This window comes from Polyangium jinanense, from assembly GCF_028435265.1.
GTDB lineage: Bacteria > Myxococcota_A > Polyangia > Polyangiales > Polyangiaceae > Polyangium > Polyangium jinanense.
Map to the genome: position 1 here is coordinate 743,211 of NZ_JAGTJK010000001.1, position 25,624 is coordinate 768,834.

General features: G+C 69.5%; 20 protein-coding genes. 7 read left to right on the forward strand and 13 right to left on the reverse strand.

Annotated features, from left to right (window positions below):
• Window positions 1-22 precede the first annotated feature (22 nt).
• Complete coding sequence (locus KEG38_RS03130; protein ID WP_272417470.1) at window positions 23-1,390, forward strand: sigma 54-interacting transcriptional regulator; 1,368 nt, start codon at window positions 23-25, stop codon at window positions 1,388-1,390.
• 9 nt (window positions 1,391-1,399) lie between these two features.
• On the opposite strand, the gene KEG38_RS03135 is transcribed toward KEG38_RS03130, so the two are convergent.
• Window positions 1,400-2,773 (reverse strand): serine/threonine-protein kinase, encoded by a 1,374-nt coding sequence (locus KEG38_RS03135; RefSeq protein ID WP_272417471.1) that lies wholly within the window; start codon window positions 2,771-2,773, stop codon window positions 1,400-1,402.
• A gap of 8 nt (window positions 2,774-2,781) precedes the next feature.
• The gene (locus tag KEG38_RS03140) at window positions 2,782-3,987 is read right to left on the reverse strand and encodes a radical SAM protein (protein WP_272417472.1); all 1,206 of its coding nucleotides are present in this window, start codon (window positions 3,985-3,987) and stop codon (window positions 2,782-2,784) included.
• Between the two features lie 148 nt (window positions 3,988-4,135).
• On the opposite strand from KEG38_RS03140, the gene KEG38_RS03145 reads away from it, so the two are divergent.
• Both KEG38_RS03145 and KEG38_RS03150 read left to right on the forward strand, forming a co-directional pair.
• Entirely contained in the window at window positions 4,136-7,024 is a 2,889-nt protein-coding gene (locus KEG38_RS03145; protein ID WP_272417473.1) for a DUF4175 domain-containing protein, read from the forward strand.
• Window positions 7,025-7,035: 11 nt separating this feature from the next.
• Window positions 7,036-8,556 (forward strand): hypothetical protein, encoded by a 1,521-nt coding sequence (locus KEG38_RS03150; RefSeq protein WP_272417474.1) that lies wholly within the window; start codon window positions 7,036-7,038, stop codon window positions 8,554-8,556.
• A 9-nt stretch (window positions 8,557-8,565) separates the two neighbouring features.
• Here the strand turns inward: KEG38_RS03150 and KEG38_RS03155 are convergent, their stop codons facing one another.
• Complete coding sequence (locus KEG38_RS03155) at window positions 8,566-10,200, reverse strand: sigma-54-dependent Fis family transcriptional regulator (protein WP_272417475.1); 1,635 nt, start codon at window positions 10,198-10,200, stop codon at window positions 8,566-8,568.
• Window positions 10,200-11,045 (reverse strand): MBL fold metallo-hydrolase, encoded by an 846-nt coding sequence (locus KEG38_RS03160; RefSeq protein WP_272417476.1) that lies wholly within the window; start codon window positions 11,043-11,045, stop codon window positions 10,200-10,202. Before KEG38_RS03160 ends, KEG38_RS03155 begins: the two co-directional genes overlap by 1 nt.
• Before the next feature lie 390 nt (window positions 11,046-11,435).
• Here KEG38_RS03160 and asd point away from each other — a divergent pair, with 390 nt between their 5' ends.
• From asd to KEG38_RS03175, 3 genes are read left to right on the forward strand one after another with little or no spacing between them, the layout of a single operon-like run.
• Complete coding sequence (gene asd, locus KEG38_RS03165) at window positions 11,436-12,275, forward strand: archaetidylserine decarboxylase (RefSeq protein WP_272417477.1); 840 nt, start codon at window positions 11,436-11,438, stop codon at window positions 12,273-12,275.
• The gene (locus tag KEG38_RS03170) at window positions 12,272-14,272 is read left to right on the forward strand and encodes a class I SAM-dependent methyltransferase (protein WP_272417478.1); all 2,001 of its coding nucleotides are present in this window, start codon (window positions 12,272-12,274) and stop codon (window positions 14,270-14,272) included. The genes asd and KEG38_RS03170 overlap by 4 nt, the downstream gene beginning before the upstream one ends.
• Entirely contained in the window at window positions 14,269-16,305 is a 2,037-nt protein-coding gene (locus tag KEG38_RS03175; RefSeq protein ID WP_272417479.1) for an FAD-binding oxidoreductase, read from the forward strand. Before KEG38_RS03170 ends, KEG38_RS03175 begins: the two co-directional genes overlap by 4 nt.
• Before the next feature lie 12 nt (window positions 16,306-16,317).
• On the opposite strand, the gene KEG38_RS03180 is transcribed toward KEG38_RS03175, so the two are convergent.
• The 6 genes from KEG38_RS03180 to rpmE form a co-directional block, all read right to left on the reverse strand.
• On the reverse strand, window positions 16,318-16,800 hold the full coding sequence (locus KEG38_RS03180; protein ID WP_272417480.1) for an allene oxide cyclase family protein: 483 nt from the start codon (window positions 16,798-16,800) through the stop codon (window positions 16,318-16,320).
• A 17-nt stretch (window positions 16,801-16,817) separates the two neighbouring features.
• Entirely contained in the window at window positions 16,818-17,156 is a 339-nt protein-coding gene (locus KEG38_RS03185; protein ID WP_272417481.1) for a histidine triad nucleotide-binding protein, read from the reverse strand.
• A 30-nt stretch (window positions 17,157-17,186) separates the two neighbouring features.
• Window positions 17,187-17,780 (reverse strand): hypothetical protein, encoded by a 594-nt coding sequence (locus KEG38_RS03190; RefSeq protein ID WP_272417483.1) that lies wholly within the window; start codon window positions 17,778-17,780, stop codon window positions 17,187-17,189.
• Entirely contained in the window at window positions 17,777-18,868 is a 1,092-nt protein-coding gene (gene prfA / locus KEG38_RS03195) for a peptide chain release factor 1 (protein WP_272417484.1), read from the reverse strand. The genes KEG38_RS03190 and prfA overlap by 4 nt, the downstream gene beginning before the upstream one ends.
• A gap of 16 nt (window positions 18,869-18,884) precedes the next feature.
• The gene (locus tag KEG38_RS03200) at window positions 18,885-20,003 is read right to left on the reverse strand and encodes a DUF1385 domain-containing protein (RefSeq protein WP_272417485.1); all 1,119 of its coding nucleotides are present in this window, start codon (window positions 20,001-20,003) and stop codon (window positions 18,885-18,887) included.
• Window positions 20,004-20,105: 102 nt separating this feature from the next.
• Window positions 20,106-20,318, reverse strand: coding sequence for a 50S ribosomal protein L31 (gene rpmE, locus KEG38_RS03205; RefSeq protein WP_136927255.1), 213 nt, complete (start codon window positions 20,316-20,318; stop codon window positions 20,106-20,108).
• A gap of 344 nt (window positions 20,319-20,662) precedes the next feature.
• On the opposite strand from rpmE, the gene dnaK reads away from it, so the two are divergent.
• Entirely contained in the window at window positions 20,663-22,567 is a 1,905-nt protein-coding gene (gene dnaK, locus KEG38_RS03210) for a molecular chaperone DnaK (protein ID WP_272417486.1), read from the forward strand.
• Window positions 22,568-22,666: 99 nt separating this feature from the next.
• Here dnaK and KEG38_RS03215 read toward each other — a convergent pair whose 3' ends face one another.
• The 3 genes from KEG38_RS03215 to KEG38_RS03225 all read right to left on the reverse strand — a co-directional run bounded on the left by KEG38_RS03215 (window position 22,667) and on the right by KEG38_RS03225 (window position 25,562).
• On the reverse strand, window positions 22,667-24,535 hold the full coding sequence (locus tag KEG38_RS03215; RefSeq protein WP_272417487.1) for a serine/threonine-protein kinase: 1,869 nt from the start codon (window positions 24,533-24,535) through the stop codon (window positions 22,667-22,669).
• Between the two features lie 52 nt (window positions 24,536-24,587).
• Window positions 24,588-25,010, reverse strand: a complete 423-nt coding sequence (locus tag KEG38_RS03220) for a hemerythrin domain-containing protein (protein ID WP_153820869.1) — start codon at window positions 25,008-25,010, stop codon at window positions 24,588-24,590.
• Window positions 25,011-25,076: 66 nt separating this feature from the next.
• Complete coding sequence (locus KEG38_RS03225; RefSeq protein WP_272417488.1) at window positions 25,077-25,562, reverse strand: hypothetical protein; 486 nt, start codon at window positions 25,560-25,562, stop codon at window positions 25,077-25,079.
• Window positions 25,563-25,624: the final 62 nt, after the last annotated feature.

A 25,624-nucleotide genomic window follows, 5' to 3' on the forward strand; every position in this document is an offset into this window, starting at 1 on the left:
GCTGATATACCGTGCCCGCACCATGAGCAAGGAACCGCACGCGAAGGAGACGGTGGCCCTCGTCGTTCGCCCACGCGAGTGCGCCATCGGCCGCTTTCGCCTCCAGGTCACGGCGGGGCCCGATCGAGGCGTCGAGCGCGTCTCGGACGGCGCCGAGCTCTCCGTGGGCACGGCCGCCGGTAACCACCTCGTCCTGACCGACGGCGCCGTGTCGCGCCACCATTGCGTCATCACCGTCACGGACCGCGGGTTTCTCGTGCGCGACCTCGGCAGCCGCAACGGCACGCGGGTCTCCGGCTTCCGCGTGGAAGGCGCCTACCTCGGCGCCGGCGCCGTGCTCGGCGTGGGCAAATCGACGCTGCGCTTCGATCCGCTGCCCGACGAGATCGTCGAGCCGCTCGCCGACGAGGAGCGTTATGGCCGGATCCTCGGCCAGAGCATGGCGATGCGCCGGCTCTTCGCGGCCCTGCCGCGGATCTCCACCTCGGACTCGACGGTGCTCATCGAAGGCGAGACCGGCACGGGCAAGGGCCTGCTCGCCGAGGTGATTCATCAGAAGAGCGCACGCGCGCAAGGGCCGTTCGTGGTGATCGATTGCAGCTCGATCCCGCCGACGTTGATCGAGGCGGAGCTCTTCGGCTACATGCGCGGCGCGTTCACGACGGCGTTGCAATCGCGGGCGGGCGCGTTCGAAGCGGCGGCGGGCGGGACGGTGTTTCTGGACGAGCTCGGCGAGCTGCCGCTCGACATGCAGCCGAAGCTGCTCCGGGCCCTGGAAGAGCGCGTGGTGCGGCGCATCGGGAGCCTCGATCCGATCAAGCTCGACGTGCGGGTGATCGCCGCGACAAACCGCGACCTCAGGCAGGAGGTAAACCGCGGGACGTTCCGCTCGGATCTTTATTATCGGCTGAACATCGTGCGGATTCGATTGCCGCCGCTGCGGGAGCGGCGTGAGGACATCCCGCCGCTCGTTGCGCATTTTTACGAGCAATTCGCGCGGTCGGGCGATCCGCTGCCGCCAGCGGAGCTCGTGGCGGCGTTCACGAAGCAGGATTGGCCGGGGAACGTGCGGGAATTGCGGGCGGCGGTGGAGCGGGCGATCCTGATGGAGGACCAGGAGCTCTGGTTCGAGGCGACGCTCGGGGCGCCACCCGGTTCGACGCCGAAGGCGGCGGCGCCGGCCACGACCGATTACGAGGACGATATCGCGCTCGGCTCGTTCCGCGCGGCGAAGGAGCGCGCCGTGGCGCGGTGGGAGCGTGGATACATCGAGACGCTGGTGCGGCAGAGCGGAGGGAATCTATCCCGCGCGGCGCGCTCGGCGCACATGGATCGGAATCACCTGCGGGAGCTTCTGCGGCGGCACGGGATTTCGGCCACGGAGGAGTGACGGCGCTCGTCATCGTTCCAGAAAGAAAAACCGCGGGTCGTTCGGGAAGGGCGAACGCGGGAGGTCCTGGCGGTCGAGCGCTTGCTGCGTGGCGACGACGCCCCGTACCGGTGCCGGCGACCACGAGGTGACATCGAGGAGGCCGCCGGGCAGGATCGTGCCGGCTTCGCTCGTGTGGAGCACGCCGACGTGCGCGACGATGCCGAGGTCGGCAGGTTGTCCGGACAAGGGACCCGCGAGGACCCGGCGATAAGCGCGGACACAAGCTTCGAGCACGCGCCGGGCAAAGGGCGGGTCGGGCGGCGTGGGCGATACGGCGAGCAGGTTTGTCGCTGTCTCTTTGGAGAGCACGAGCCCGGCCGCGGTGAGCTCGGCGGAGACGAGGGGCAAACTCGTTTCGAGGGCCGTGAGGAGCGCCTCGTCGCCGTCCGCGAGCGCGGCCGGATCGGCGCGGAGCGCGACGGAGACGGCCATGGAAGGGCGAATCAAAGCAGCATGGCGCTTCGGGTTTGGCGGGCTCGTCGCGGCAGAGCTTGCGGTGCGGAGTGCCCGGACGAACTCCGGCGCGGTGGCATATCGGCCTGCGGGATCGCGGCAAAGCGCGCGGAGGAGGGGCTCGTCGAGCGCGGGATCGACGGGCGCGCGCTCGCTCGGCCTGGGCGGGCGGGCGTGGAGGTGGATCTGCCGGACGACGGCGGTGGCCTGATCGCCGAACGGCGGTTTTCCCGTGAGCATGGCGAATGCGAGCGCGCCGAGCGCATACACGTCCGCCCGTGTATCGAGCGGCTGGCCGAGCACCTGCTCGGGCGCCATGAAGGGGAGCGTGCCGAGCGTCGCGCGGGAAGCGGTGAGCGAGGGGCCGGCGTTGTCGAGGAGCTTGGCGACGCCGAAATCGAGGAGGACGACGCGGCCTTCGGCGCGGCCCTCGGCGAGGAAGACGTTCGAGGGTTTGATGTCGCGGTGGACGATTCCGCGTGCGTGGGCGGCGGCGAGCGCGCCTCCGAGGGGTTCGAGAATGCCGAGGACCTCGTCGATCGCGAGCCTGCCGGCGTCGGCGAGGCGCGCGTCGAGGCTCTGGCCGGTGAGCAGCTCCATGGCGAAATAGGGGCGCCCATCGGCGAGGCGGCCGACTTCGTGCACGCGGACGACGTTCGGGTGGGGGAGCTCGAAGATGATGGCCGCCTCGCGCTCGAACCGCGGGATCGCCGTGGGATCGGCGAAGAGGTCGGCGTGCATGACCTTCACCGCGGCGGCGCGGCCCGTGGGCGCGTGCGTCGCGCGTGCGACGAACCCGAAGCCGCCGCGGGCGATGAGCGAGTCGAGTCGATACGGGCCGGCCCAGAGCTCGCCGCCAAGATCCGCCGAATCGAGTTTACTTCGCACGGTACATCCTAGACCCCGTTCGGTCCGTCCTCGGGCAGGGCGATATCGACGCGCTCCATCGATACGCCGAGGGATTCGGCCTTTTTCGCCTCGCTCTTGCGCTTCGCCTCGAAGAGCCGGAGGCCCTTCTCCGTCACGATGCCGACGGGCGGCGCATCCGGCGGGCGCATTTCCTCGGCGGACGCGTGTGGTTTGTCCTCGCCCGAGCGCGCGGCGGCGAGGCGATGTTCAAAATCCTTTTTCCATGCGGGCAAGGTGCGCAGTGGATAACTCGGATCGCTCGGGTCGGTGATGATCGTATCGACGACCGCGTCCATGGAGACGAAGACGGGATAAAGCTCCTCGGGGTCGTAGGCCGCGCCGCGATCGAAGAGGCCGCCGCAGATCGGGCGGAGCGTGCAATGGTTGCAGGCGGGCGCGTAAATGTGCTCCCAGTCCGTCTGGCGGACGGTCTGCTTGTTGTCGAGGAAATGCACGATGCGCTCCTCGCCCTTCACGATCTTGCGCGTCTCGGTGCTCGCCCAGGCGAACTCGGTCATGTAGCAGAGCGGGACCTTTTCCACGCGGAACGAGCGGCCCGAGGCGTGGAGCTTGCGCATCGCGCGCTGGAGCGAGACCTCGAAATCGGAGAGGCGCGGCGTGAATTGCGCCTGGTTCACCTCGGCGCGGCCCATCGAAGGGTCGAGGTTGTTCCACACGAAATGGCGCACGTACGGGTGGTGCGTGATAAAGTGGTCGATGTTCTCGTCGAGGTGATCGGCGTTCAGCTTGTTGATCACGCAGTTGATGTTGACCTCGATCCCATTCTCGTGGGCATTGCGCACGGCGGCGAACGCCTTCTCCAGCGTGCCGTCCGTGCCGCGGAGGATTGCCTCGACGTCGGGGCGCACCGAATACACGGACACGTGCACGAGCCGCACGCCCGCCTCGGCCAGGCTGCGCGCGAATTCGGGATCCGCGAGGCGCGAGCCGTTCGTGATCATGCGCACGTGGAGGCCCTGCGCGGAGGCATACGCCGCGATGCGCGGCAGCTCCGGGTGCAGCGTGGGCTCGCCGCCGGTGAGGATGACCCCGAAATACCCGCGTTTCACCAGATCGTCGACGAGCACCTTCATCGTTTCGAAGGTGTGCACGTAGGGCGTCGTCGGGTTCGAGCAGAACCCGCAAAAATGGTTGCAATGCCGGACGACCTGGATGTAGCCGATGTTCGCCAAGCGAGATCTCCCGGATGTCGGGATGCGTGAGCAAGCAGGAGCCCGGGCGCCGCAAGGACGAGGGCCGCTCTCGCATCGTACGGGAGGCGCCCGAGGGCGGCAACGGAGGGGAGAAGCGACGAGCCTCCGGTCTGCTACGTTCTCCGCCGTGGAGCACGACGTCCCGGTTGCCTTGCTCGCCCAGCTTCGTTCCACCTGGGAAGCCGAGATCCGTCCCTCCGCGCGCCGCGCGCTGACCGCGCTCGCCGCCGCCCTGGTGATCGGCCTGGCTCACCTCGCCCGCCGAGGGACGCCAGCCGTGCGAGCGACCGTGGCCGCGCTGCTCGCCGCGTTCTGCGTGTTCCTCGTGGCCCGCGCGATCGTGCTGCATCGGCGTCGGCAAGACCCGCGGCGCACGATCCTGGAGACGATCGGTCCGACGGACCCGGAGCTCGCCGCCGCGACGGTACGAGGCCTCGGGCTCGTGGAGCAGACGGCGAAGGACGCGACGCGTGGATCGCCGTCGCTCGCGCGTCTGCACCTGGCGCGTTTGCTCAGCCGCGCGTCGATCGAGCGTATCGCGGAGCGTGCTTCCGTCACGGCGCGGCGCTGGTCCGTGGCGGGCCTCGTGTTCGCGCTCGTGGCCGTGTTCGGCGCGGCGATCGAGCAACGCGTGATCGAGGGGCTCGATGTGCTCGTGGCGCGGGGCGGCGAGGCGCCGCTGCCGCTCGCGTACCTCGAGGACGTGAACATCGTCGCGAAACCGCCCGAGTACCTGCATCAGCACGGGCGCGTGATCGACACGTTCGAGGCGACGTCGCTACCGCGCGGGACGATGATCACGGTGCACGGGCGCCCGACGTACCCGAGCCGCACGCTCGTGCTGACGGACGGCAAGGTGGAGGTGCCGTTCGCGTTCGATGGCGTGGGCGGCGTGGTGGCGCGGTGGGAGCTCGGTGAGACGGCGACGCTCCGGATCGCGGCGCGGTTCGGCGACGTGCGGATTCCGCAGGCCGATGAGCAACAGGTGACGTCGATCCCGGACCTCGCGCCGAAGGTCTTGGTGGAGGACGCGCCGCGCACGGTGCGGATGCTCGACGAGCCGGAGATCGTCGTGTCGTACGAGGCGACGGACGATCACGGCCTGCGCGAGGTGGATCTCGTGTACCGCTCGGGCGGGCGCGAGGCGCGGCGCGTGTTGTCGCGGCCGCAGGGTGATCCCAGGTCGGATCGAGGATCGCACCGGATCGTCTTCAGCGGCGACGCGTTCTTCAAGCGCAACTTCCTGCCTGTCGAGATCACGGTGGAGGCGCGCGACAACGATCCGATCGTCGGATCGAAGTGGGGCAAGAGCGCAGCGATCGTGGTGATCCCGCCGCAGGTCGGTGAGCCGGAGGCGCTCCGGTATGAAGCGCTCGTGCGGGCGCGCGACGCGCTCACGGACCTCGTCGCGATGCGGCTCGTGGAGGACGCGCCGAAGGGCGCGCAGAACGCCGATCACGTGAAGAAGGAGCGCGAGGCGCAGGAGAAGGCGCTCGGCGTGGTGGAGGAGGCGCTCGCCGGGACGTACGGCGGTTTGCGGTTTCCGCGTCGCGCACTCGCGCTCGCGCGCGGGCAGCTTCGCAGGCTCGAGGTCGCGCTCGCGGAGGAGCAGAAGCAGCCGTCGGCCACGACGCACCAGAAGCTCGTCGAGGAGAGCGAGGAGGTGCTGCTCGCGATCGACGCGGCCGCGCGCTCGCTCGGGACGTCGGACACGCGTCGTGTGGCAAAGCGGCTCGCGGTGGTCGCGGACGAGGCCGCCGAGGCGACGGCCGTCGCGGCAGGGCAACGCGGGAGCGATACGGCGAACGGCGTGGTGCGGCTCGACGCGGCAGTGACCGTGCTCGACGGGGGAGGGAAGCAGCTCCTTAGGCTCGGGACGCTCGGGCTGGATCTCGGGGAGATCGTGGCGAATGGGCTCCGGCGGATCGATCGGGCGCGGAAGGCGAACGATCTGTTTCATGCGGAGCTCGCGGCAAGAGACCTCGCGGCGCGTCTGCGAAATCCGGATCCGTCGTTCGCGGGTGGCGGCGGGAGCGGGAGCGGGACGGAGTCGGCCGCGGGCGGGAGCGGGACGGGCGACGGCGATCCTTCGAGCGCGGACGATGCGGCCGAGGCGGGCGAGCAAGAGCTCGAAGACCTGATCCGCGAGCATGCGAACGAGCTCGAAGACGTGGAGCAGGCGCTCGAACGAGCGTTCTCGCAGGACGAGCTCGACGAGCTGAAGGACGAGGCGAAGAAGCACGCGGAGGCGATCCGCGAGGCGATCAAGGATCTGCCGAGGCGCGCGGGCGAGCCGGGTTCGGCGACGGCCGCGGGCAAACAAGCGCGTGACCTCGCGGAGTCGATGGCCGACGCGCTGGAGCAAGGTCGTCCGCGCGACGCGGTGCAGAGCGGCAAGGAGGCGATGCGCGCGCTCGAAGACGCGAAGAAGCGCGGGCAATCGGCCCAGGAATGGGACCTCGGCGAGCAGAGCGCCGGTCGCGAGGCGGAGCGAGCGCGGCCAGGCCTCGGCGAGGAGCTCGCGTGGGCGGAGGAGGCGCTCGAAAAGCTGCGGAAATCGGCCGCGGAGCGCGCGAAGGGCGACCTCGAGAAGAGCGGCAAGCGCGAGGCGCAGATGGCCGAGCGCGCGCGCAAGCTCGGGGAGAAGGGAGCGGCGGGTGATGGAAGTCTGCCCGAAGAGACGCTCGATCTGCTCGACCGCGCGGAGAAGAGCATGCGTGACGCGGAGCGCGCGCTCGCCGAGGGGGACGGCGAGGCGGGGCTCGAACATCAGCAGAACGCGCAGCGGCTTTTGGAGATGGCGCGCGGCGAGCGGAACAACGAAGAGAACGAGAACAGCCAGGAGCGGTCCGAGTCGAGTGATGGCCCGATGGCGAAGAAGGCGGACATCCCCGGCAAAGAAGGGCACAAGGGCCCCGACGCGTTCCGCAAGCGCGTGCTCGAAGGGCTCGGCGGTTCGTCGGATCCGCTGCTGAAGGAAGCCGTGAAGCGTTACGCGGAGGGGCTCCTGCGATGAGGTCTGTCGCGATGCGGAAGGTTCTTCTGGGCGCGCTCGCGGTCGTGACGTCGATGAGCGTCACGGCGGCGAGCGAGGCGTACGTGCCGCTGCTCGGCGATCTCGATCGGGCGCGGCGCGCGCGGGAAGCGACGCTGGAGCTCGATGTAGCAGCGGCGCGCAAGATTCTGGACGGCGCGGACACGTCGGACACGGCGCTCGCGCTCGAAACGGCGCGGCTCCTGCTCTACGAAGGCGACTGCGACGGGGCCGTGGCCGTGCTGTCGCGGCCGGACCTGACGAACCGGCCGGAGGCGATGGACCTCGGCGACGTGTCGCGCGGATGCGCGCGCGCGACGGCCGGGACGGTGACGGTGCGCGACGACGAGCGCGGCGTCATCGTGCGGTTGCAAGACGACGAGGATCGCGCGCTCGTGCCGCTGATCGTGGACGTGGCACTCAAGGCTCGCGAGAACCTCGCGAAGGAGCTCGGCGTGGAGCTTCCCTTGCCGATGCGGATCGATCTCGTGCGTGATCAGTTCACGCTCGCGGCGATGACGGGTTTGCCCGAGGAGGCGGCGCAGACGACGGGCACGGTGGCCGTGGCGAAGTGGGGGCGCGTGACGATGATCTCGCCGCGCGCCACGACGAACGGTTACGCGTGGCTCGACACGCTGGCGCACGAGCTGACGCACCTCGCGCTCACGCGGGGCACGCGCGACAAGGCGCCCTTGTGGTTGCAAGAAGGCGTGGCGAAGCGGCAGGAGGTGCGGTGGCGCGAGAAGGAGCCGCTCGATGATTTCCCGGCGGCCGACGTGGTCGCGCGCGTGGGCCTCGACAAGGGGCTCGGCGTGGAGCTCGACAAGATCGGGCCGTCGATCGCGATGCTGCCGTCGGCAGAGCAGGCGCAGGTGGCCTTCGCCGAGGTGGCGAGCTTCGTGCGGTACTGGGCGCGCGAGGCCGGAGAAGAAGCGCTGCCGCAGCTCGTGGTGCGTCTCAAGGCGGCCGAGAGCTCGAAGGATTTCGAGCAGGCGATCGCCGACGTGAGCGCAGCGGACTTCCAGACGTGGGTGAAGCGCTGGCGCGGGCACATCACGAGCCTGCCGAAGGATCTGCCGCCGGAGCTCGAGCCGGGCGCGATGCCGGCGAACGTGAAGGAGATCGCGCGGAGAATCCGGCTGGGGGAGCTCTTGCAGGGTCGAGGGCACGCGCGGGCGGCGTCGATCGAGCGGGCGCGCGCGCATGCGCTCATCCCGCACGAGGCGTCGGTGCGGTGCCACCTCGCGGAGTCCTTGCTCGCGATGGGCGACACGCAGAACGCCGCGCCGCTCGTGGAGCGTATCGACGACGTGTACAACCGCTTCGGGCGGTGGCACTCGCTGAACGGTCTCTTGCACCCGGACGCGAGCGATCTCGATCGCCCGTTCCGCTTCGGCATCGCGCTCGACCCGCTCGAACCCGCGGTGGCGTGCGAGGAGAAGGCCGCGCCGGAGTTGCCGAAAGACGCGATCCGCGCGGCGATCTGCGAAGCCGCGCGCCGCATGCCTCGTTAGGAATCGTCGTCAGTCGTCGTCGCCGCGGCTGTGCGAGCCGCCGAGGAGTGAGTCGGGCCCGCGTGAGGTCGGGCCTCCGCCGTGGCGGCGCGAGAGGGCGCGCGCGATCGTGTTTCGACCGACGCCGAGCCTGCGCGCGGCCTCGGTTTTGTTGCCGTCGCACGCGGCCACCACCGAGCCGACGTAGCGCTCGATGGCGTCGTCGAGCGAGAGGTGGAGCGGCAAGCGGACCTCCTCTTCGCTGCTCGAGCGCCCGTCGGAGATGGTCGTCGGGCGCCTGCGGGGCAGGTGCGCCGGCGTGATGCGGCCGTCGGGCGCGAGCGCGATGGCGCTCTCGATCCAGTGCTCGAGCTCGCGCACGTTGCCCGGCCAGGTGTGGCTGCCGATGGCGGCGAGCGCGGCCGGATCGAACGTGGGCGTCGGCCTTCCGTAGCGCTGCGCGTAGAGGTCGGCGAAGTGCCGCGTGAGCGCCTCGATCTCCTCGCGACCGCGCGTCCTGAGCGGCGGCAGCTCGATCTCCACGACACGCACGCGGTAGTAGAGGTCCTCGCGGAAGCGACCCTCGGCGACGGCCTTCTCCAGATCGCGGTGCGTCGCGCACACGACACGCACGTCGCCGCGCATCGTGTTGCGCCCGCCGACCCGCTCGAATGTACGATCCTGAAGGAATCTGAGGAGCTTGCCCTGGATGTCGAGCGGCAGGTCGCCGAGCTCGTCGAGGAACAAGGTGCCGCCCTCGGCGAGCTCGACCTTGCCCGGGACGCGACGATCCGCGCCTGTGAACGCGCCACGCTCGTGGCCGAAGAGCTCGCTCTCGACGAGCTGCGCGGGCAGGGTCGTGCAGTCGACCGTGACGAACGGGCGCGCCTGGCGCCGAGAGTTCACGTGAATCGCGCGGGCGAACAGGCCCTTGCCGGTGCCGGTCTCGCCACGCAGAAGCACCGTCGCGTCGGTCTGCGCGGCGAGCTGGATCTTCTCGTAGACGGCCGTGATCGGCGCGCTGCGGCCGACGATGCGGTTGAACGGACCTTGCAGCACGAGGCCGGGATTGCCCCCGTCGGCCGCGCGCAGCGTGGTCATCGTGAGCGCGCGGGCGAGCTGGCTCGCGAGCGCGACGAGGTACCGCTCGTCCTCCTCGTCGAAGCTGCCGCCGCCCTGCTTGTTGAGGAGCTGCACCACGCCGCGCACCGGTGCGCGCGCCTCCTCGCGGATCGGCGCGACGAGCATCGAGCGCGTCGTGTAGCCCGTGGCCCGGTCCGCCGTCGGATCGAAGCGCGGGTCGGTCGCGGCGTCGCCGACGCGCACGACCTCGCCCGTGCGGGCCACGTATCCCGCGATGCCACGGCCGAGCGGAAGGCGCAGCGCGGGCAGCTCGGGCAGGAGCGCCACGCGCGTCACGAGGTCGCCTTGCTCGGCGTCGACGAGCCAGATCGTCGCGCGGTCGGCGAACATCGCCTGCGCGAGGCGCTCGCACGCGGTGCCGAGGAGCGCGTCGAGGTCGACCTCGCGCGCGAGGAGCGATGCGAGATCGACGAGGAGGGAGAGGCGCGACATGGAGCCTGGGGCGAGCTCGAGCATAAGGTGCCACGCCGCCGACGTCACCATCGTCGGCTCGTCCCGGACGCGGAGCGCGGGCAGGCCCATCAGGCCGCCCTGGCGATGGAGTCGAGGCCGATGACCATGCCCTCGCGCGCGGCGACGGCGTTCGGGAAGAGCTCGCGCGTCCTCTGCTCGAGGTCCAAGACCCCCGCGTCCGAGCGGCGCGGGTCGTGGTGGAAGAGCACGTACTGCCCGACGCCCGCCGCCTTCGCGAGCTCGACGCCGGCCACGTACGTCGAGTGACCCCAGCCGACCTTGGAGTTGCCCGGCGCTGTGCCGCGGTACTCGTCGGGCGTGTACTGCGAGTCGTAGATCAGGACGTCGGCGCCCCGCGAGAGCGCGTAGAGCTCGGGGTCGATACACGCGAAGTGCTCGGTGTCCGTCGCGTAGACGACGCTCCGGCCGTTCCAGTCGAGGCGGTACGCGAACGAGCCGCCCGGGTGGTTCTGGCGGGCCACACGCACGACGACGTCGTTGATCTGGAAGCGCTCGCCGCTCCGGACCTCGCGCCAGTCGATCTTCGCGCCGAGCTGGTCGAGCCGCACGGGGAAGACCGGCGCCGTCATCTGGTAGGCGAGCGCGTCGCGCAGCGACATCACGCCGTTCGCGCTGCCGACCACCTGGATGTTCGAGCTCGGCACGTACGCCGGGACGAAGAAGGGGATGCCCTGGATGTGGTCCCAGTGGACGTGCGAGAGGAGCAGCGTCGCCTCGACCGACCCCTCGCGCATGAGCTTGTCGCCGAGCGCGCGGATGCCCGTGCCCGCGTCGAGGATGAACTTCGTCGAGCCGCAGCGAACCTCGACGCAGCTCGTGTTGCCGCCGATGCCGATCGTGTCCGGACCCGGAGAAGCAATGCTGCCGCGAACGCCCCAGAACGTGATCTCCATGTGATTCCTCCTCGTCGTTGCCTTCGATGCCTCCCCTTTGCGAAGGCCGTGCCGACGCGAAATCCCGCCCTTTTCCCGCAGATCGCGAGGAAGCCTCGCCGGCACTGCACCAAGACCGAGCGGCGCCGCGCCGAAACGGATCGCCCCATGCGCGGCACCCCAAAGGCGGGCGCCCGTCCACGTTGACGAGGGGGTGCGGGGCCGTCATGTTGGTCCGAACACACACACGCCTCACGACCCAACCGTCCAGGCGCACCCATCCGTGCGTCGGGCAGCAGGGTCGTACGAGTGAAACCCCGTGAAAACCGATTCCGCGGTCGCGCTCCGCCGTTGACCCTAATCCCGCCCGGTGCCTAAGCTCCGCCAGGCCGACTTTTTCCGATCTCTACGATGATCGCCACGTACGCTGCCGCCCAGATCCTGCGTGCGCTCCCGCGGGAGCGCATCACCCGTGCCGTAGGCCGTCTCTGCGACCTCCCGTTACCCCAAGCGGTCACGTCCGCGGTGGTCGGGATCTACGCCCGCGCCTATCGCGTCGACATGGCCGAAGCCGTGTGCCCCGAAGGGGGCTTCTCGTGCTTCGACGCCTTCTTCACGCGCCCCTTGCATGACGGCGCCAGACCCCTCTGCCCCGACGAGGGGGCCCTCCTCAGCCCAGCCGACGGGCGCATCGACTCGTTCGGGCTCATCGAACGAGACGGCGTCTTCCGGGTGAAGGGCAAGGACTACTCCGCCCTCGACCTCGTCGGCGACGCCGAAGACGCGCGCCGCTACGAGGGCGGTCAGTTCGCGATCGTCTACCTGAGCCCGCGCGACTACCACCGCGTGCACGCCCCCGCCGGCGGCACCATCTCGCTCGTGCGCTCGTTCCCCGGCGAGTACTTCCCCGTGAACTCGATCGGCGAGATGCACGTGCCGAAGCTCTTCTCGGTGAACCGCCGCGTCGCGATCTGCATCGACACGGAGGCGCACGGGCGCATCACCGTGGTGATGGTGGCCGCGATGATCGTCGGTCGTATCACGGTGAGCGGGATCGAGGCGCGCGACGTGCCGTACGGCGAGCACACGATCGCGCCGGGGTACGCCGTCAAGCGCGGGGACGAGATCGGCATGTTCCATCTCGGCTCGACCGCCGTTCTCTTCGTCGAGCCGGGCAAGGCCCGTCCCTGGGGGATCCAGGGCGGTCCGATCCGGATGGGCGAGTCTCTGCACGGAGCCGACAGCCGATGAACGAGACACCTCCCCGCGGGATTGAAGATTCCACGGCGACGCAAACCTCGAACGGGATCGACGGGCCCCCTCCCGGCGTCCCGGACGTCGCCGGTGCCGTGGGGAGCGTGGACGGGGCGCCGCCTCGTCCCCTTCCGCCCCGCCCGGGAGGCAGCGTCCCGGCGCCGCCGCGCCCCTCGCGCGTGCCCGCGAGCGCCTCGTCCCCGCCGCCGCGCCCGAACACCAACGTCCCGCCGCCCCGCGCGTCGAACCCGCCCGCAGCGGCCCCCGTGCCCGCGGTGCCCCCCGCGCCCGCGGTGCCCCAGATCGAGACGCCCACGGAGACGCCGGCCGCCGCCGCCGTCGAGCCGGAGCGCGCCGCGCCCCCGCCGCTGCCGCGCCGTCGCTCGCGCCGCGCGGTGAGGACCGAGGACGACACGATGCCCGCGTCCGAGGGGCAGATCGTCCTGCCGGACGACACGGCGACGCCGGCACCGGAGCCCGTGGCCGAAGCCGCGCCGCCCGAGCCGCTCCCCGCTTCGCCGGATGCGAGCGCCGAGGTCATCCAGCCGATGCGGATCCTCTCGGTCGGTGAGGATCTTCCGCCCGTCAAGGTCTATTCGGAGCCGCCGCCCGCGATGCCCGCGGCCGAGGCGACGACGTCGAAGCCGCGGGGCTCGTGGGTCCCGCCGGCCAAGCTCCCCGGAGAGGAGCTCGTCGAGGAGGGCTGGACGCCGCGTCCGCCCGAGGTCGCGGTCCTCACCGCGCAGTTCGCGGCCGAGCAGGCGCAGACCGTGGCGTTCGCGCCGCCGCCCGCGGCCCCGCCCCGACCCGCGATGGACACGCCGGTCACGCCGATCGAGAAGCTCGAGGCGGCTCCGCGGGCGAAGTCGCTCGAATCGGCGCCCGAGCTCGTGGTCGAGGTGGCCGAGGAGGAGGCGGACGAGGACCTCGTTTCCGCCGTCGCCGAGGAGGCCAGGGCGGACGAGGTCGAGGCGTTCGAGGAGATCGAGCCCGAGCGTGTCTCGGAGGGCGAGCGAAAGGCATCTCTGGCGGACGCGCAGCAGGCGTCCGCGCCGAAGAAGCCGCCGCCCCCGCCGCCGCCGCCGAGGCGTCAGGCGCCGACGGTCCCCGACCCGGGCGTCGTGCCGACCACGTCGACCTCGCTCCCGCCGCCCAAGGCCCCGCCCCCGCCGCCGGCCGCGCAGGCGACCCCGCCGCCTGCGGCTGCGTCATCCAAGCCGCCCAGCCTTCCTGAGCCGAGCCGCCGTCGTCAGCGCCCCTGGTGGGAGGACCTCTTCGACGACGACATGATCCGCACGATGGATCGCACCGAGTCCAAGGTGATCCGTCGCGAGGCCGATTTCATCGAGGCGTGCCTTGGTCTGGAGAAAGGCGCGACGATCCTCGACCTCGCCTGCGGCACGGGCCAGCACGCTGTCGAGCTCGCGAGCCGCGGGTATGGCGTCGTCGGCTACGACCTCTCGCTCAACATGCTCGCGCTCGCGGCCGACGAGGCCCAGGGCCGCGCACAAAAACTCAATTTCCTGCAGGGCGACATGCGGGAGATGGCGTTCGACCAGGTCTTCGACGGCCTGTATTGCTGGTCGACGAGCTTCGGTTATTTCGACGACGAGAAAAACCTCGACGTCCTCCGCCGCATGCACCGCGCCTTGCGCATCGGCGGCATCCTCGTGCTCGACATCATCAACCGTGATTACGTGGTCCCTCGCCAGCCGAGCCTCGTCTGGTTCGAGGGCGACGGCTGCGTGTGCATGGATGAGATGCAGGTCGATTTCTTCACGAGCCGCCTCAAGGTCAAGCGCACGGCCATGTTCGACGACGGCCGTTCGCGTGAAATCGACTATTCGATCCGCCTCTACGCCTTGCACGAGATCGGCAAGATGATGCACGACGCCGATTTCAAGGTCGTCGAGGTCACCGGCCACCCCGCGCATCCGGGCGTCTTTTTCGGCTCGGAGTCGCCGCGGCTCGTCATCGTGGCCGAGCGCAAGTGAACCTCGAAGCGGCGCTCGGTCAGGCCCTGCCGAACCTCACGGTCTCGGCCTCGCCGGTCGATCGAATCGCCTACGCGCGCGATCTCTGGCCACGCCACCACCTCGCCGTCTCCGACGGCCGCATCGCCGACCACCGGCCCGGCGTGGTCGTCTGGCCAAACAACACGGAGGACGTCGCCTCCGTCGTCCGCTTCTGCGCGAAGGAAGGCATCCCGCTCGTCCCGTTCGGCGCGGGCTCGGGCGTGTGCGGCGGTGTTTTACCGGACGAACGCACGGTCGTCCTCGACCTGAAGCGCATGGACCGCGTCCGACGGCTCGACGCGGAGGCGGGCGTGCTCGACGTCGAGGCCGGCGCGCTGGGGATCCGGCTGGAAGAGGATCTCAATGCCGCGGGCCATACGCTCGGGCATTTTCCTTCGTCCATTCTCTGCTCGACCGTCGGCGGCTGGGTCGCTGCTCGCAGCGCGGGGCAATGCTCCGGGCTTTACGGCAAGATCGAGGACATGGTCGCCTCGCTCGAATGTGTGGTCGGCGAGGGCGAGATCGTCCGATTCGATCGCCGCCTCCACGGGCCCGACGCGACGCCGCTGATCATCGGCAGCGAGGGCGTGCTCGGCGTGGTCACCTCCGCGCGGCTCAGGCTCCACCCAGCGCCCGCGGCGCGCGCGTTCGGCGCCTTCTCGTTCCCGACGGTCGAGGCCGGCTGGGAGGCGATGCGGCAGATGTTCCAGAGCGGGATCCGCCCCGCGGTCGCGCGCCTGTACGACGTGTTCGATTCGTTCATCGCCCGCCTCGGTTCGGTGCGCCGGCGCAAACATGCCGGGCCGAAAAAGACGCTCGAAGAACGGGGCGAGGGCGCCGGGTTTGGCGCGGCTGTCCTGCGGCGGATCCTGCGCCGTCCGGGCGTGCTCAATCGAATCGTCGATGCGGCGCCGTCGGATTGGCTCGGCGGCGCCACGTTGATCCTGGTCTTCGAGGGGCAGGCCGCGCAGAGCGAGGCGGATCTCGTGCGGGCGAGGCAGATCGCGCTCTCGAGCGGCGCGCGTGACCTCGGCGAGGGGCCGGCCCGGCATTGGCTCTCGCATCGATACAGCGTGAGTTATCGGCAATCGCCGGTCTTCATGGCGGGCGCCTTCAGCGACACGATGGAGGTTGCGGCTCCGTGGTCGCGCCTCGGCGAGCTTTACCGCTCTGTGCGCGAGGCGCTCGGCAAGAACGTGTTTGTCATGGCGCACCTCTCGCACGCCTATCCGGACGGCTGCAGCATCTATTTCACGTTCGCCGGCAGCGCGCCCACGCCCGCCGCGATGGAATCCGTCTACGATTGGACCTGGCGCACCGCGCTCGACGCGGCGATCGGCGCGGGCGGCACGCTCTCGCACCACCACGGCGTGGGCCGCAGCAAGGCGCCGCGGCTCGGGGCCGAGCTCGGGCGCGGCATCGACGTCGTGCACGCCCTCCGGCACGTCCTCGACCCGCGCGGCATCATGAACCCCGGCAACCTCTTGCCACGCGACCCGCCCGAGCGTCGCCCCGTCCCGCCGCCGCCTCAGAGCCCCACGCTCGACCGCGCCTCGCTCCTCGTGCATGCGAGCGGCGAGGCCACGCTCGCCGAGGTGGAGACGTTTCTCTCTCGGTCGGGCCTCACGCTCGGACTCGGCAGCGGCGCGCCCGACCTCGCTGGGACGACCGTCGATGCTTGGCTCGCGCGTGGCGCCCCCGGCGCGCCCGATCCGTGGCTCGATCCGGCCGATCACCTCGTCGCCGGCTTCACCGCGCGCCTGCGTTCCGGCGCCGAATTCGAGGTGCGCCCCTCACCACGCCGCGCCGTCGGTCCCGACCTCTTCGCGCTCTTCTTCGGCATGAACGGCCGCGCTGGCGTGATTCGCTCGGCGCATTTGCGAGCGCATTCCAAAGATCCGCTCACCCGCCCGCGCCCGCTCGAAGCGCGCCTCGAACGCAATCCGCCGCTCGGCGCGACCGAGGCGGCCTGGATCGACCGAATGGCCGGGGCCGCCTCGCGCGTCGATTGACGGGGACGTCCCTCAATACGGGACGATCACGTGATACACGAAATCGTATTCGACCTTCGGCGGCGCCACGTCCCGGAAGCCGAGGTACATCTCGCCGCTCGCCTGCGCGTAGATGCCCGTGCCGCCGGTGATTGCGAGCACGGACTCCTCCGTGTCGAAGAACGGCCCGGCGACCGAGATCTGACCGTCGGCGAGGAACATCGTCCACTCGCACTCCCAGGACTTCCCGACCTCGGTGCGAATGCAATACCCCTGGTCCGTCGCGACCTGGTTTGCATTCGCCTTGTCGAACACCGGGTTCGCGAACGTGAGGATGTCGCCGACCGAATCCATCATCGCCACGTCCGTGTGCGTGACCGTCTCGTTGTCGGCGTGCTCGACGAGCTCGATCGTCTTCCTGATGTAATCCGGCGCCGGCGCGCCGTTGCTCTCGTCGCCGCAGCCCACGAGCGCGGCCGACGCGACCGCGCAACCCAGCAAGAAAACGTTTCGCATCGTGTCCCTCGCCTCGATCAGCCCGGCGGCCACGCGAGCGGCCTTCCGCCGAGCACGTGCACGTGGAGGTGATGCACGGTCTGACCCGCGTGCTGGCCGTGATTGACGACCACGCGGAAACCCGATTGCGAAAGCCCCGCGTCCTCGGCGATGCGACGCGCTGCGACGAGCAGCTTGCCGAGCACCGTGACGTGTTCGTCGGTCACCTCGCCGATCCCCGTGATGTGCTGCTTGGGAATCACGAGGACGTGGATCGGCGCCTGCGCGTTGATGTCGTGGAACGCTACGAGGTCATCGTCCTCGAGCACGAGCTTCGCCGGGATCTCTTTCTTCGCGATCTTGCAGAAGATGCACATCTCGTCCTCCCCGGATGCACGAAGCTCGCGTTATCGCTCGGTCGCCCCCTCGGGTAAAGAAGAAAGACCGGAAGGCGCGGGGGAAGGCGCACAAGCTTCCGTGGGCTCGTCACGTTCGTCCGGATCACACGGTTCGTCGAGGTCACAGGCCTCGTCCGTGGCGAGCGCGCCGCTCGACGTGAGCGCGGCGAGGTCCGGCGCGAGCTTGCGCAGGGTGTCCTCGATGCGCGCCCGCACCGGATCGTCCTCGCCGAGCGGCGCGAACGCCTTCTCGTCCGGCGGCGTCGCCGGCGCGATCGAACCCGCGCGGCACGCCAGGGCGTAACGCACGATCGAGAGCTCGAGCTCGGAGAGCGTCGTCGTGCGGCGCAGGTTCAGCGACGGGACGACATACGTAAATGTCGCGCCGCCGTCCTTCTGTTCGTCGATCGCGACGATGTGCCCGCGGCGCGCGGGATCGTTCTGCGTGACCTCGGCGATGACGCTGCGGAGGAGCTTGGCGCGACGGCGGACGCGGGCCGCCTCGGGGTCGGTGTAGAGCGCGAAGAAGCGATTGCGCGAGTACGTCCCCGGGACGAGCACGAGCGCGACGAGCAGCGCCTCGAGGTCGGGCCGCGCGATCATTCGATCTCGGCGGGGCGCTCCTGGGAGCCGCCCTGCTTCAGGAGCTCGGCCTGGCGATGCGTGCGAAGCGCGGCGATGAGCTCGTCGATGTCACCGTCCATGATGCGATCGAGCTTGTGCAGCGTGAGGCCGATGCGGTGATCGGTGACGCGGTTCTGCGGGTAGTTGTAGGTGCGGATCTTCTGCGATCGCTCGGCCGAGCCGACCATCGTGCGCCGCTCGGCGCTGAGCGCGTCTTCTTGCCGCTTGCGCTCGATGTCGAGCAGACGGCTCTTCAGCACCTTGAGCGCCTTCGCCTTGTTCTTGAGCTGCGAGCGCTCGTCCTGGCACTTCACGATGATGCCCGTCGGGATGTGGCGGATCTGCACGGCGCTGTTCGTCGTGTTCACGCCCTGTCCGCCGGGACCGCCGGAGGCCGCGATCGAGATGTCGAGGTCCTTGTCGTCGATCTGCACGTCGACGTCATCGGCTTCGGGCAGCACGGCGACGGTCGCGGTCGACGTGTGGATCCGGCCCTGCGCTTCGGTCGCGGGCACGCGCTGCACGCGGTGCACGCCGCCCTCGTAACGAAGGTGCGAATAGACGTCCTGGCCCGTGACGAGCGCGATGACCTCTTTGTACCCGCCCGCCGAGGCCTCGCTCACGCTGAGGATCTCGACCTTCCAGCGCTTCGTCTCGGCGTACCGGACGATCATGCGGAAGACGTCGGCTGCGAAGAGCGCCGCTTCCTCGCCGCCCTCGCCGCTTCGGATCTCGACGATCGTGTTCTTCGCGTCGTTCGGATCCTTCGGCAAAAGGAGCAATTCGAGCTCGCTCGTGATCACCTCGCGCTCGGCTTCGAGCTCGGGCAGCTCGGCGCGTGCGAGCTCGCCGAGCTCGGGATCGGCGAGCACCTCGCGGTCCTCCGCGATGCGACGCTCGACGTCGTTCAGGCGCGCGAACTGCGCCACGACGGGCTCGAGGTCCGTGCGCTCCTTGTTGAGCTTCTGCAGCTTCGCGTGATCGGCGAGCACCTCGGGCGAGCAGAGCAGGTGCTCGAGCTCCCGGAAGCGCCGCGCCACGGCTTCGAGCTTCGTGATCGGCAACATGGGGTAAGGTCCGAGTTCAGACGCGCGCGCCGACGTAACCCGGGTCTGCGAGGAGTCGGCCGTAATCGGGGAAGACGCGGTCGGGCACCTCGGCGGGCGCGCTCGTGGCCGCGGCTTCGCGCCAGAGCGTCGCGCGGAGCGACGCGAGCGCCACCTCGAGCTGCGCGGGCTCGGGCTCTGCGGTCGTGATCTTCTGGACGAGGAAACCCGGCCAGAGCAGGACCTGCAGCGGGCCCACGGTGCAGAAGCGCGCGAAGAAGCGCTGCAGCTCGTAGGTGATGGCGGCGATGAACGGCAGGAAGGGCAGCTTCATGAAGAAGAAGCCCACGCTCTGCGCGAGCCGTCCGCCGGGGATCGTCGGCAGGAGCGCGCCGATGGCCGAGAAGACGAGAATCGACACGAGCGCGACCATCACGAGGAACGTGGTGCCGCAACGCGCGTGGAGCGTGGTCTTCTTGGCCGCGTTCTCGACCGTGAGCTCTTCGTGGGCCTCGTAGGTCGAAATCGCCTTGTGTTCGGCGCCGTGGTACTGGAACACGCGGCGGATCTCGGCGACCTGCCGGATGAGCAGCATGTAGCCGACGACGATGAGGAGCTTCGCGGCGCCCGTGAGCGCCTGGAAGCCCGGCGAGCTGACGTCGAGGCCGAGCTTGAAGAGCTTGTTGATGCCCTCGGCGCCGGCCTGCGGTGCCGCGACGAACAGGCCCACGGCGAACAGGATCGAGATGAACCCGAACCCGCCCGCACCCTTGCTCCCCGTGGACGGGGCCGCCTCTCCGCCCGAGGTGACGAGCGAGAGGATGGGGAGCGAGAGCGCCGTGAGGATATTGCTCGCGGTCGGCGGCTTTTTCTTCGACGCCGGCTTGTCCTCGTCGTCCAGGTCTTGCTCGAAGAGATCGGCTGACCAGCGCAGGGCTTGCGAGCCGAGCTTGAGAGACTCGACGACGGTGACGATGCCGCGCACGAGCGGCCAGGTGCGCGGGCCTTGCGCGAGCGTGGGCGCGGCCCGTTCACGGACCACGAGCTCGCCCGAGCGTCTGCGGCACACGATGGAGAGCGAGCGAGGGGATCTCATCATGACCCCCTCGATCACGGCTTGCCCGCCGATGTACGGGCGCGCGACTTCCTGGCTCATCGGCAAGACTCTAGCGCGGGAAGTACCCGAGTGGGAGGCGCCCCCCCGCAGAGCGGGCGCCCCACGGGGGGAGACCGGCGGAATGGGAAATTCCGCGCGGGATCAGGTCGCCTTTTGCGTCTGCGCGTACTTCTTGCGGAAGCGGTCGACGCGGCCGGCGACGTCCATGACCTTCGCCTTGCCCGTGTAGAAGGGGTGGCACGCGGAGCAGATGTCGGTGGTGAAGCTGCCGCGGGTCGAACGGGTGACGACGACCGAGCCGCAGGCGCAGTTGATCGTCGACATGACGTAATTGGGGTGGATGCCTTGCTTCATGGCGCAGGTCCTTCCTCCGAAGAAGGGCCGAGCCTCTTAGCACGCACCTCCCAGAGATCGCAAGGGACGGCCATCACGAGCCGGCAGGTTCTTCGAGGACGTCCGGGCTCGGGCATGGATTTTTCCGAGTTCTGCCAGCGCTTCCGTTGACGTGAAGGAGCGTGTGGTTACTTTCGACCGCGAAGCGACCCGCAAAGCCGGAGCGACTCGAAAAATAAGAAGGATTTCGAAGGTTTCCGGCTCATTTACGTAGGGTTGTAGCGTTTCCAGGCAGGCTCTCCCCGGCCGCTCTGCCTCGCATGCGCCGAACTTCGTGCGCGACCGTCTCGGAGGAAAAAGGTTCCATGGGCAAGATCATCGGCATCGATCTCGGCACGACGAACAGCGTTGTCGCGGTGATGGAGGGCAAGGAGCCCAAGGTCATCGTCAACGAGGAGGGCTCACGGATCACGCCGTCGGTCGTCGCGTTCGACGACAAGGGCGAGGTGCTCGTCGGGCAGATCGCGAAGCGCCAAGCCGTCACGAACCCCCTCAACACGATCTACTCGGCCAAGCGCTTCGTGGGCCGCCGCTTCGAAGAGGTGAGCGAAGAGGTCAAGCGCGTCCCGTACAAGGTCGTGAAGGGCAAGAACGGCGACGCCATCATCGAGATCCGCGGCAAGCAGAACTCGCCGCCGGAGGTCTCGGCGAAGGTCCTGCAGAAGCTGAAGAAGGCGGCGGAGGACTACCTCGGCGAGAAGGTGACCGAGGCGGTCATCACGGTCCCCGCGTACTTCAACGACTCGCAGCGCCAGGCGACGAAGGACGCCGGCCGCATCGCCGGCCTCGACGTCAAGCGCATCGTCAACGAGCCGACCGCGGCCGCACTCGCGTACGGTCTCGACAAGAAGAACGACGAGGTCATCGCGGTCTACGACTTCGGCGGCGGCACGTTCGACATCTCGATCCTCGAGGTCGGCGACAACGTCGTGCAGGTCATCTCGACGAACGGCGACACGCACCTCGGCGGCGACGACGTCGACCACCTCGTGATGGATTGGCTGATCGCCGAGTTCAAGAAGGACACGGGCATCGACGTCTCGAACGACAAGATGGTCGTGCAGCGCCTGAAGGACGCGGCGGAGCAGGCGAAGATCGAGCTGTCGAACGTGCAGGAGACGACGATCAACCTGCCGTTCCTCACGGCCGACGCGTCGGGCCCGAAGCACCTGCAGAAGCAGCTCAGCCGCGCGAAGCTCGAGCAGATGATCCGGCCGCTCATCGAGCGGACGATGGAGCCCGTGCGCAAGGCGCTCGCGGACGCGAAGAAGACGCCGCAGCAGATCGACGAGGTCGTGCTCGTCGGCGGCTCGACGCGCATCCCGCTCGTGCAGGAGACGGTGAAGAAGTTCTTCGGCAAAGAGCCGCACAAGGGCGTGAACCCGGACGAGGTCGTGGCCGTCGGCGCCGCGGTGCAGGCGGGTGTGCTCTCCGGCGACGTGAAGGACCTCGTGCTGCTCGACGTCACGCCGCTCTCGCTCGGCGTCGAGACGCTCGGCGGCGTGATGACGGTGATGATCTCGCGCAACACGACGATCCCGACGCAGAAGAAGGAGACGTTCTCGACGGCGACCGACAGCCAGCCCTCGGTCGAGGTGCACGTGCTGCAAGGCGAGCGCACCGAGGCGCGGTACAACCGCACGCTGGGCCGCTTCCACCTGGAAGGCATCATGCCGGCGCCGCGCGGCGTGCCGAAGATCGAGGTGACGTTCGACATCGACGCGAACGGCATCCTCAGCGTGCACGCGAAGGACATGGCGACGGGCAAGGATCAGCGCATCACGATCACGGCTTCCGGCGGTCTCAAGGAGGACGAGATTCAGCGCATGGTCCGCGAAGCCTCCGAGCACGAGGCCGAGGACAAGCGTCGGCGCGAGGAGATCGAGCGGCGCAACAAGCTCGACAACCTCTGCTACCAGATCGAAAAGACGATCGCCGACAACAAGGACAAGGTGCCCGAGAGCGACGTGTCCGCGCTGAACGGCATCGTCGCCGAGGCGCGCCAGGCGATCGAGAAGCAGGACGACGCGGCCGTGCAGGCCTCGCTCGAGAAGCTCGAGAAGGAGATGCACCGCATCGCGAGCGTGATGTACGAGAAGGCCGGTCCGCAGGCCGGTGCGCCGCCCGGCAACGGTGGCGCGCCGCCCCCGCCCGCCGGTGGCAAGGGCAAGGACGGCGTCATCGACGCGGAGTTCGAAGAGGGCTCCTGATCCGTAGAAACGAGGACGCCCCGGCGAACACGCTCTGGCGTCTCTAAACGAAAAACCCCGCGCTGCGACCAGCAGTGGCGGGGTTTTTCCTTTTCCCTCTCAGTCCGCCGGCGGGACTTCGCTCGGCGGATCCGGGATGACGATCGTGCCGTCGTCGGGCGGCGGGTCGGGCTGCTTGGCCGTCGCCGTCGTCTTGGACGTGTTCGAGGGGGACGTCGTCTTCTTCGTGGTCGTGCCCGGCCTGCCCGTGGGCTTCTTCGTGGTCGGGATCGGCGAGCCGAAGCTCGCCGTGGGCGAAGGGACGGCGACCACGGCCGGCGGCTCGATGGGCTCGGGCGGAGGCGGCACCGACGCGGCCGGGACCGGGCCGGGCGGCAACATGTTCGACTGGACCACGACGTACGCGATGCCGCCCGCGGCCAGGACGAACGCCACGCCGACGAACGCGAGCACGCGCTTGCGGCGCGAGCCGTCGATCTCGGGAGGCGCGGAGATCCGATCGCCGCTGTCCACGCCCGGCGCCGTGATCGGCGCGGGATGCCGCGGGATCACCGCCTGCACGGGCTCCGGGGCTGGGGCCGAAGGACGAGGCGGGGGCGCGTCGAGCAGGCCCGCGGGAAGGACGGGCGCGCCGAGGTCGGAGAGGAACGGGTTCGCGGAGAGCGGCGGCGTCGCGCTCACGCGTTGCGCGGGCGCTGCAGCGGGCAGCGGCGTCGCGGCGGGCGAGGGCATCGGCGCGCGCACGCCGGAGGCGTGCTTCGGCGCGGGCGCGGGCGCTGGCGCGACGACGGCGGGAGGCGCCGTGGAGACGATGACCGGCGGCTCGTCGTCGAAGTCGAACTCGAAGTCGTCGATGTCCTCGGAGACGGGGCCGCGCGTCGTCGTGTCGGCGAGGACCTCGACGTCGGAAGGATCGAGCAGCTCCGTCTTTGCGCGCTCGGCGCGCGGGGGTGGTTTGGCCGGGGATGCGGTGGCGCGCGGAGGCAGCGCCGGGGCCTTCGAGCTCTTCGGCTTTGCGGTCGTGGGCGCGGGTGTGCCGGGCGACGACGTGGGCGCGACGGGCGGCGGGCGGATCGATGCGGGCCGTGGCGGCAGCTCGCCGCGCATCGCTTCGGGCACGGAGGCGACCACGCGGGCGAGGGCCTCGGCGAGCTCACGCGCGCTCTGGAAGCGTTTGCCCGGGTCCTTGTCGCAGGCCTTCGCGAACCACGCGTCGAACTGGGGCGGGACGCCTTTCCAGACCTTCGAGGGCACGGGTGGCTCGGCGACCGAGATCTTGATGAGCAGATCGCCGACGCCTTCGCTGTCGAAGGGCAGTTCGCCGACGACGCACTGGTAGGCGATGACGCCGATCGCCCAGAGATCGGTGCGAGAATCGATCTCGGAGATGCCCTTGACCTGCTCGGGGCTCATGTAGTGCGGCGTGCCGATGAGCGTACCGACGTTGGTGCGCTGCATGGTGGCCTTCGCCGGGTCGGTCACTTTCGCGACGCCGAAGTCGAGCACCTTCACGACCTCGTCGTCCTCGTTGTTGCAGAGGAAGACGTTTTCGGGCTTGAGATCGCGATGCACGATGCCCGCGGCGTGCGCGCGCGCGAGGGCGCGGCAGACCTGCGTGATCACCTTGGACGTCTCGCGCAGCGAGAGACGACCGCGCTTGTTGAGCCGCTCGAAGAGGTCTTCGCCGTCGAGCAGCTCCATCACGATGAAGGGCTGCCCTTCGTCGATGCCGTGATCGAGGATCTGGACGACGTGGGCAGAGCGGAGCTGCGCGGCGGCGGTGGCTTCGCGCTTGAAGCGCTCGACCGCGTCTTCGCGTTTGGCGAGCTCGGGGTCGATGAGCTTGACCGCGACTTCCGTGTTGAGGGCGAGGTGGTCCGCGATCCACACGGCCCCTTGCGAGCCCTGCCCGAGGGGTCGGACCAGCCGGTAGCGGGTGCTGAGGACGCGGCCTGCCTCGAGGCTCATCAGGAACCCACAGAGTACGTGGCGCCCGGGGCAGATGTCGAGAGCGCGGCGTTCACCCCGCGGTCTCCTTCATGAGATCACGCCAAGCTTCGTAGGTGAGCTCGGGATAGATGTAATCTCCCTCGAAGTTCGTGTGGTGCAGCATGCGGCGCGCCACATCGAAGATGAGCTGGCTCACGTCGTCACCGGGCCTCGCGGCGGCGAGCTTTTCGGCGTCTTCGCGGATCATCGCGTGGTGTCGCAGCGCGACTTGCACTTCGGCGCCGAGGCCGCGGCGGTCGAGCTGCGGGAAGACGGCGCGCTCCTCGTACGCCATGTGCCGTTCCATCGGGCCCTTGAGGAAGGCGACGAGGCTCTGACGCTCCGCGGAGGCCGCCTCGCGCGACTCCTGGGAGACCTTCATCAGCTTGCTCGCCATCTCGCGCGCGCGGTCCTCTTCCTCGAAGAGCGTCGCGAGCATGCGGTCGTATTCCATGTCGACTCCCTGGACTAAATCAATTTGCCGCGAGGGTCGAGAGGCGATTCGGAAAGCTGTCGCGGTCTAGTCCTCGACCTCACGAGCCGCTTTTTTCTTCTTTTCCTCGGCTTCGGCGCGGGAGCGGGCGATCGCGGCAAGGCGGCTCGTGACGCCGTGCGCGACCATCGTGAGGACTTGCTTTTCGAGGGCCTTCGGGTCGTTCGGGTCGCCGCCGAAGGAGATGCGACTCTTCGCGCTGGCGCCGCCCTCGACACGACCGACGATGGTGCAGCGGATGCGCAGGACGTCGCCCTTCTTCTCGACGACGTACTCGGTGATCTTGGCGCGGAGCGCGACCTTGCCGGATTTGCCGAAATCGGCCTTGCGGCTGGCCTCTTTGAGGAGGCCCCGCAGGGTGCGGGCGATCCGGTCGCCCTCTTTTCCTTCCGGGGCGTCGACGCGGGTCCACTCGACGGTGGCCTTGCCACGCGCGAACGCGCTCGAAGCGGGCGCGAGCGAGGCGGTCAAGGCGAGCGCGAGGGCAGCGATCAAACGAGAGACGCGGCGCATGCGCGGGAGGGTAGAGGCGCGCGGCGAGGCGGGCCAAGAACCGGGCCGAGGGGCTCGATCCC

What these genes read in the sequence shown, in the direction of transcription:
- KEG38_RS03130 (WP_272417470.1), top strand. Translation starts at nt 23, where the DNA reads ATGAGCAAGGAACCGCACGCGAAGGAGACGGTGGCCCTCGTCGTTCGC.
- KEG38_RS03150 (WP_272417474.1), top strand. Translation starts at nt 7,036, where the DNA reads ATGCGGAAGGTTCTTCTGGGCGCGCTCGCGGTCGTGACGTCGATGAGC.
- KEG38_RS03155 (WP_272417475.1), bottom strand. Translation starts at nt 10,200, where the DNA reads ATGGGCCTGCCCGCGCTCCGCGTCCGGGACGAGCCGACGATGGTGACG.
- KEG38_RS03160 (WP_272417476.1), bottom strand. Translation starts at nt 11,045, where the DNA reads ATGGAGATCACGTTCTGGGGCGTTCGCGGCAGCATTGCTTCTCCGGGT.
- asd (WP_272417477.1), top strand. Translation starts at nt 11,436, where the DNA reads ATGATCGCCACGTACGCTGCCGCCCAGATCCTGCGTGCGCTCCCGCGG.
- KEG38_RS03170 (WP_272417478.1), top strand. Translation starts at nt 12,272, where the DNA reads ATGAACGAGACACCTCCCCGCGGGATTGAAGATTCCACGGCGACGCAA.
- KEG38_RS03180 (WP_272417480.1), bottom strand. Translation starts at nt 16,800, where the DNA reads ATGCGAAACGTTTTCTTGCTGGGTTGCGCGGTCGCGTCGGCCGCGCTC.
- KEG38_RS03185 (WP_272417481.1), bottom strand. Translation starts at nt 17,156, where the DNA reads ATGTGCATCTTCTGCAAGATCGCGAAGAAAGAGATCCCGGCGAAGCTC.
- KEG38_RS03190 (WP_272417483.1), bottom strand. Translation starts at nt 17,780, where the DNA reads ATGATCGCGCGGCCCGACCTCGAGGCGCTGCTCGTCGCGCTCGTGCTC.
- prfA (WP_272417484.1), bottom strand. Translation starts at nt 18,868, where the DNA reads ATGTTGCCGATCACGAAGCTCGAAGCCGTGGCGCGGCGCTTCCGGGAG.
- KEG38_RS03200 (WP_272417485.1), bottom strand. Translation starts at nt 20,003, where the DNA reads ATGAGCCAGGAAGTCGCGCGCCCGTACATCGGCGGGCAAGCCGTGATC.
- rpmE (WP_136927255.1), bottom strand. Translation starts at nt 20,318, where the DNA reads ATGAAGCAAGGCATCCACCCCAATTACGTCATGTCGACGATCAACTGC.
- dnaK (WP_272417486.1), top strand. Translation starts at nt 20,663, where the DNA reads ATGGGCAAGATCATCGGCATCGATCTCGGCACGACGAACAGCGTTGTC.
- KEG38_RS03215 (WP_272417487.1), bottom strand. Translation starts at nt 24,535, where the DNA reads ATGAGCCTCGAGGCAGGCCGCGTCCTCAGCACCCGCTACCGGCTGGTC.
- KEG38_RS03220 (WP_153820869.1), bottom strand. Translation starts at nt 25,010, where the DNA reads ATGGAATACGACCGCATGCTCGCGACGCTCTTCGAGGAAGAGGACCGC.
- KEG38_RS03225 (WP_272417488.1), bottom strand. Translation starts at nt 25,562, where the DNA reads ATGCGCCGCGTCTCTCGTTTGATCGCTGCCCTCGCGCTCGCCTTGACC.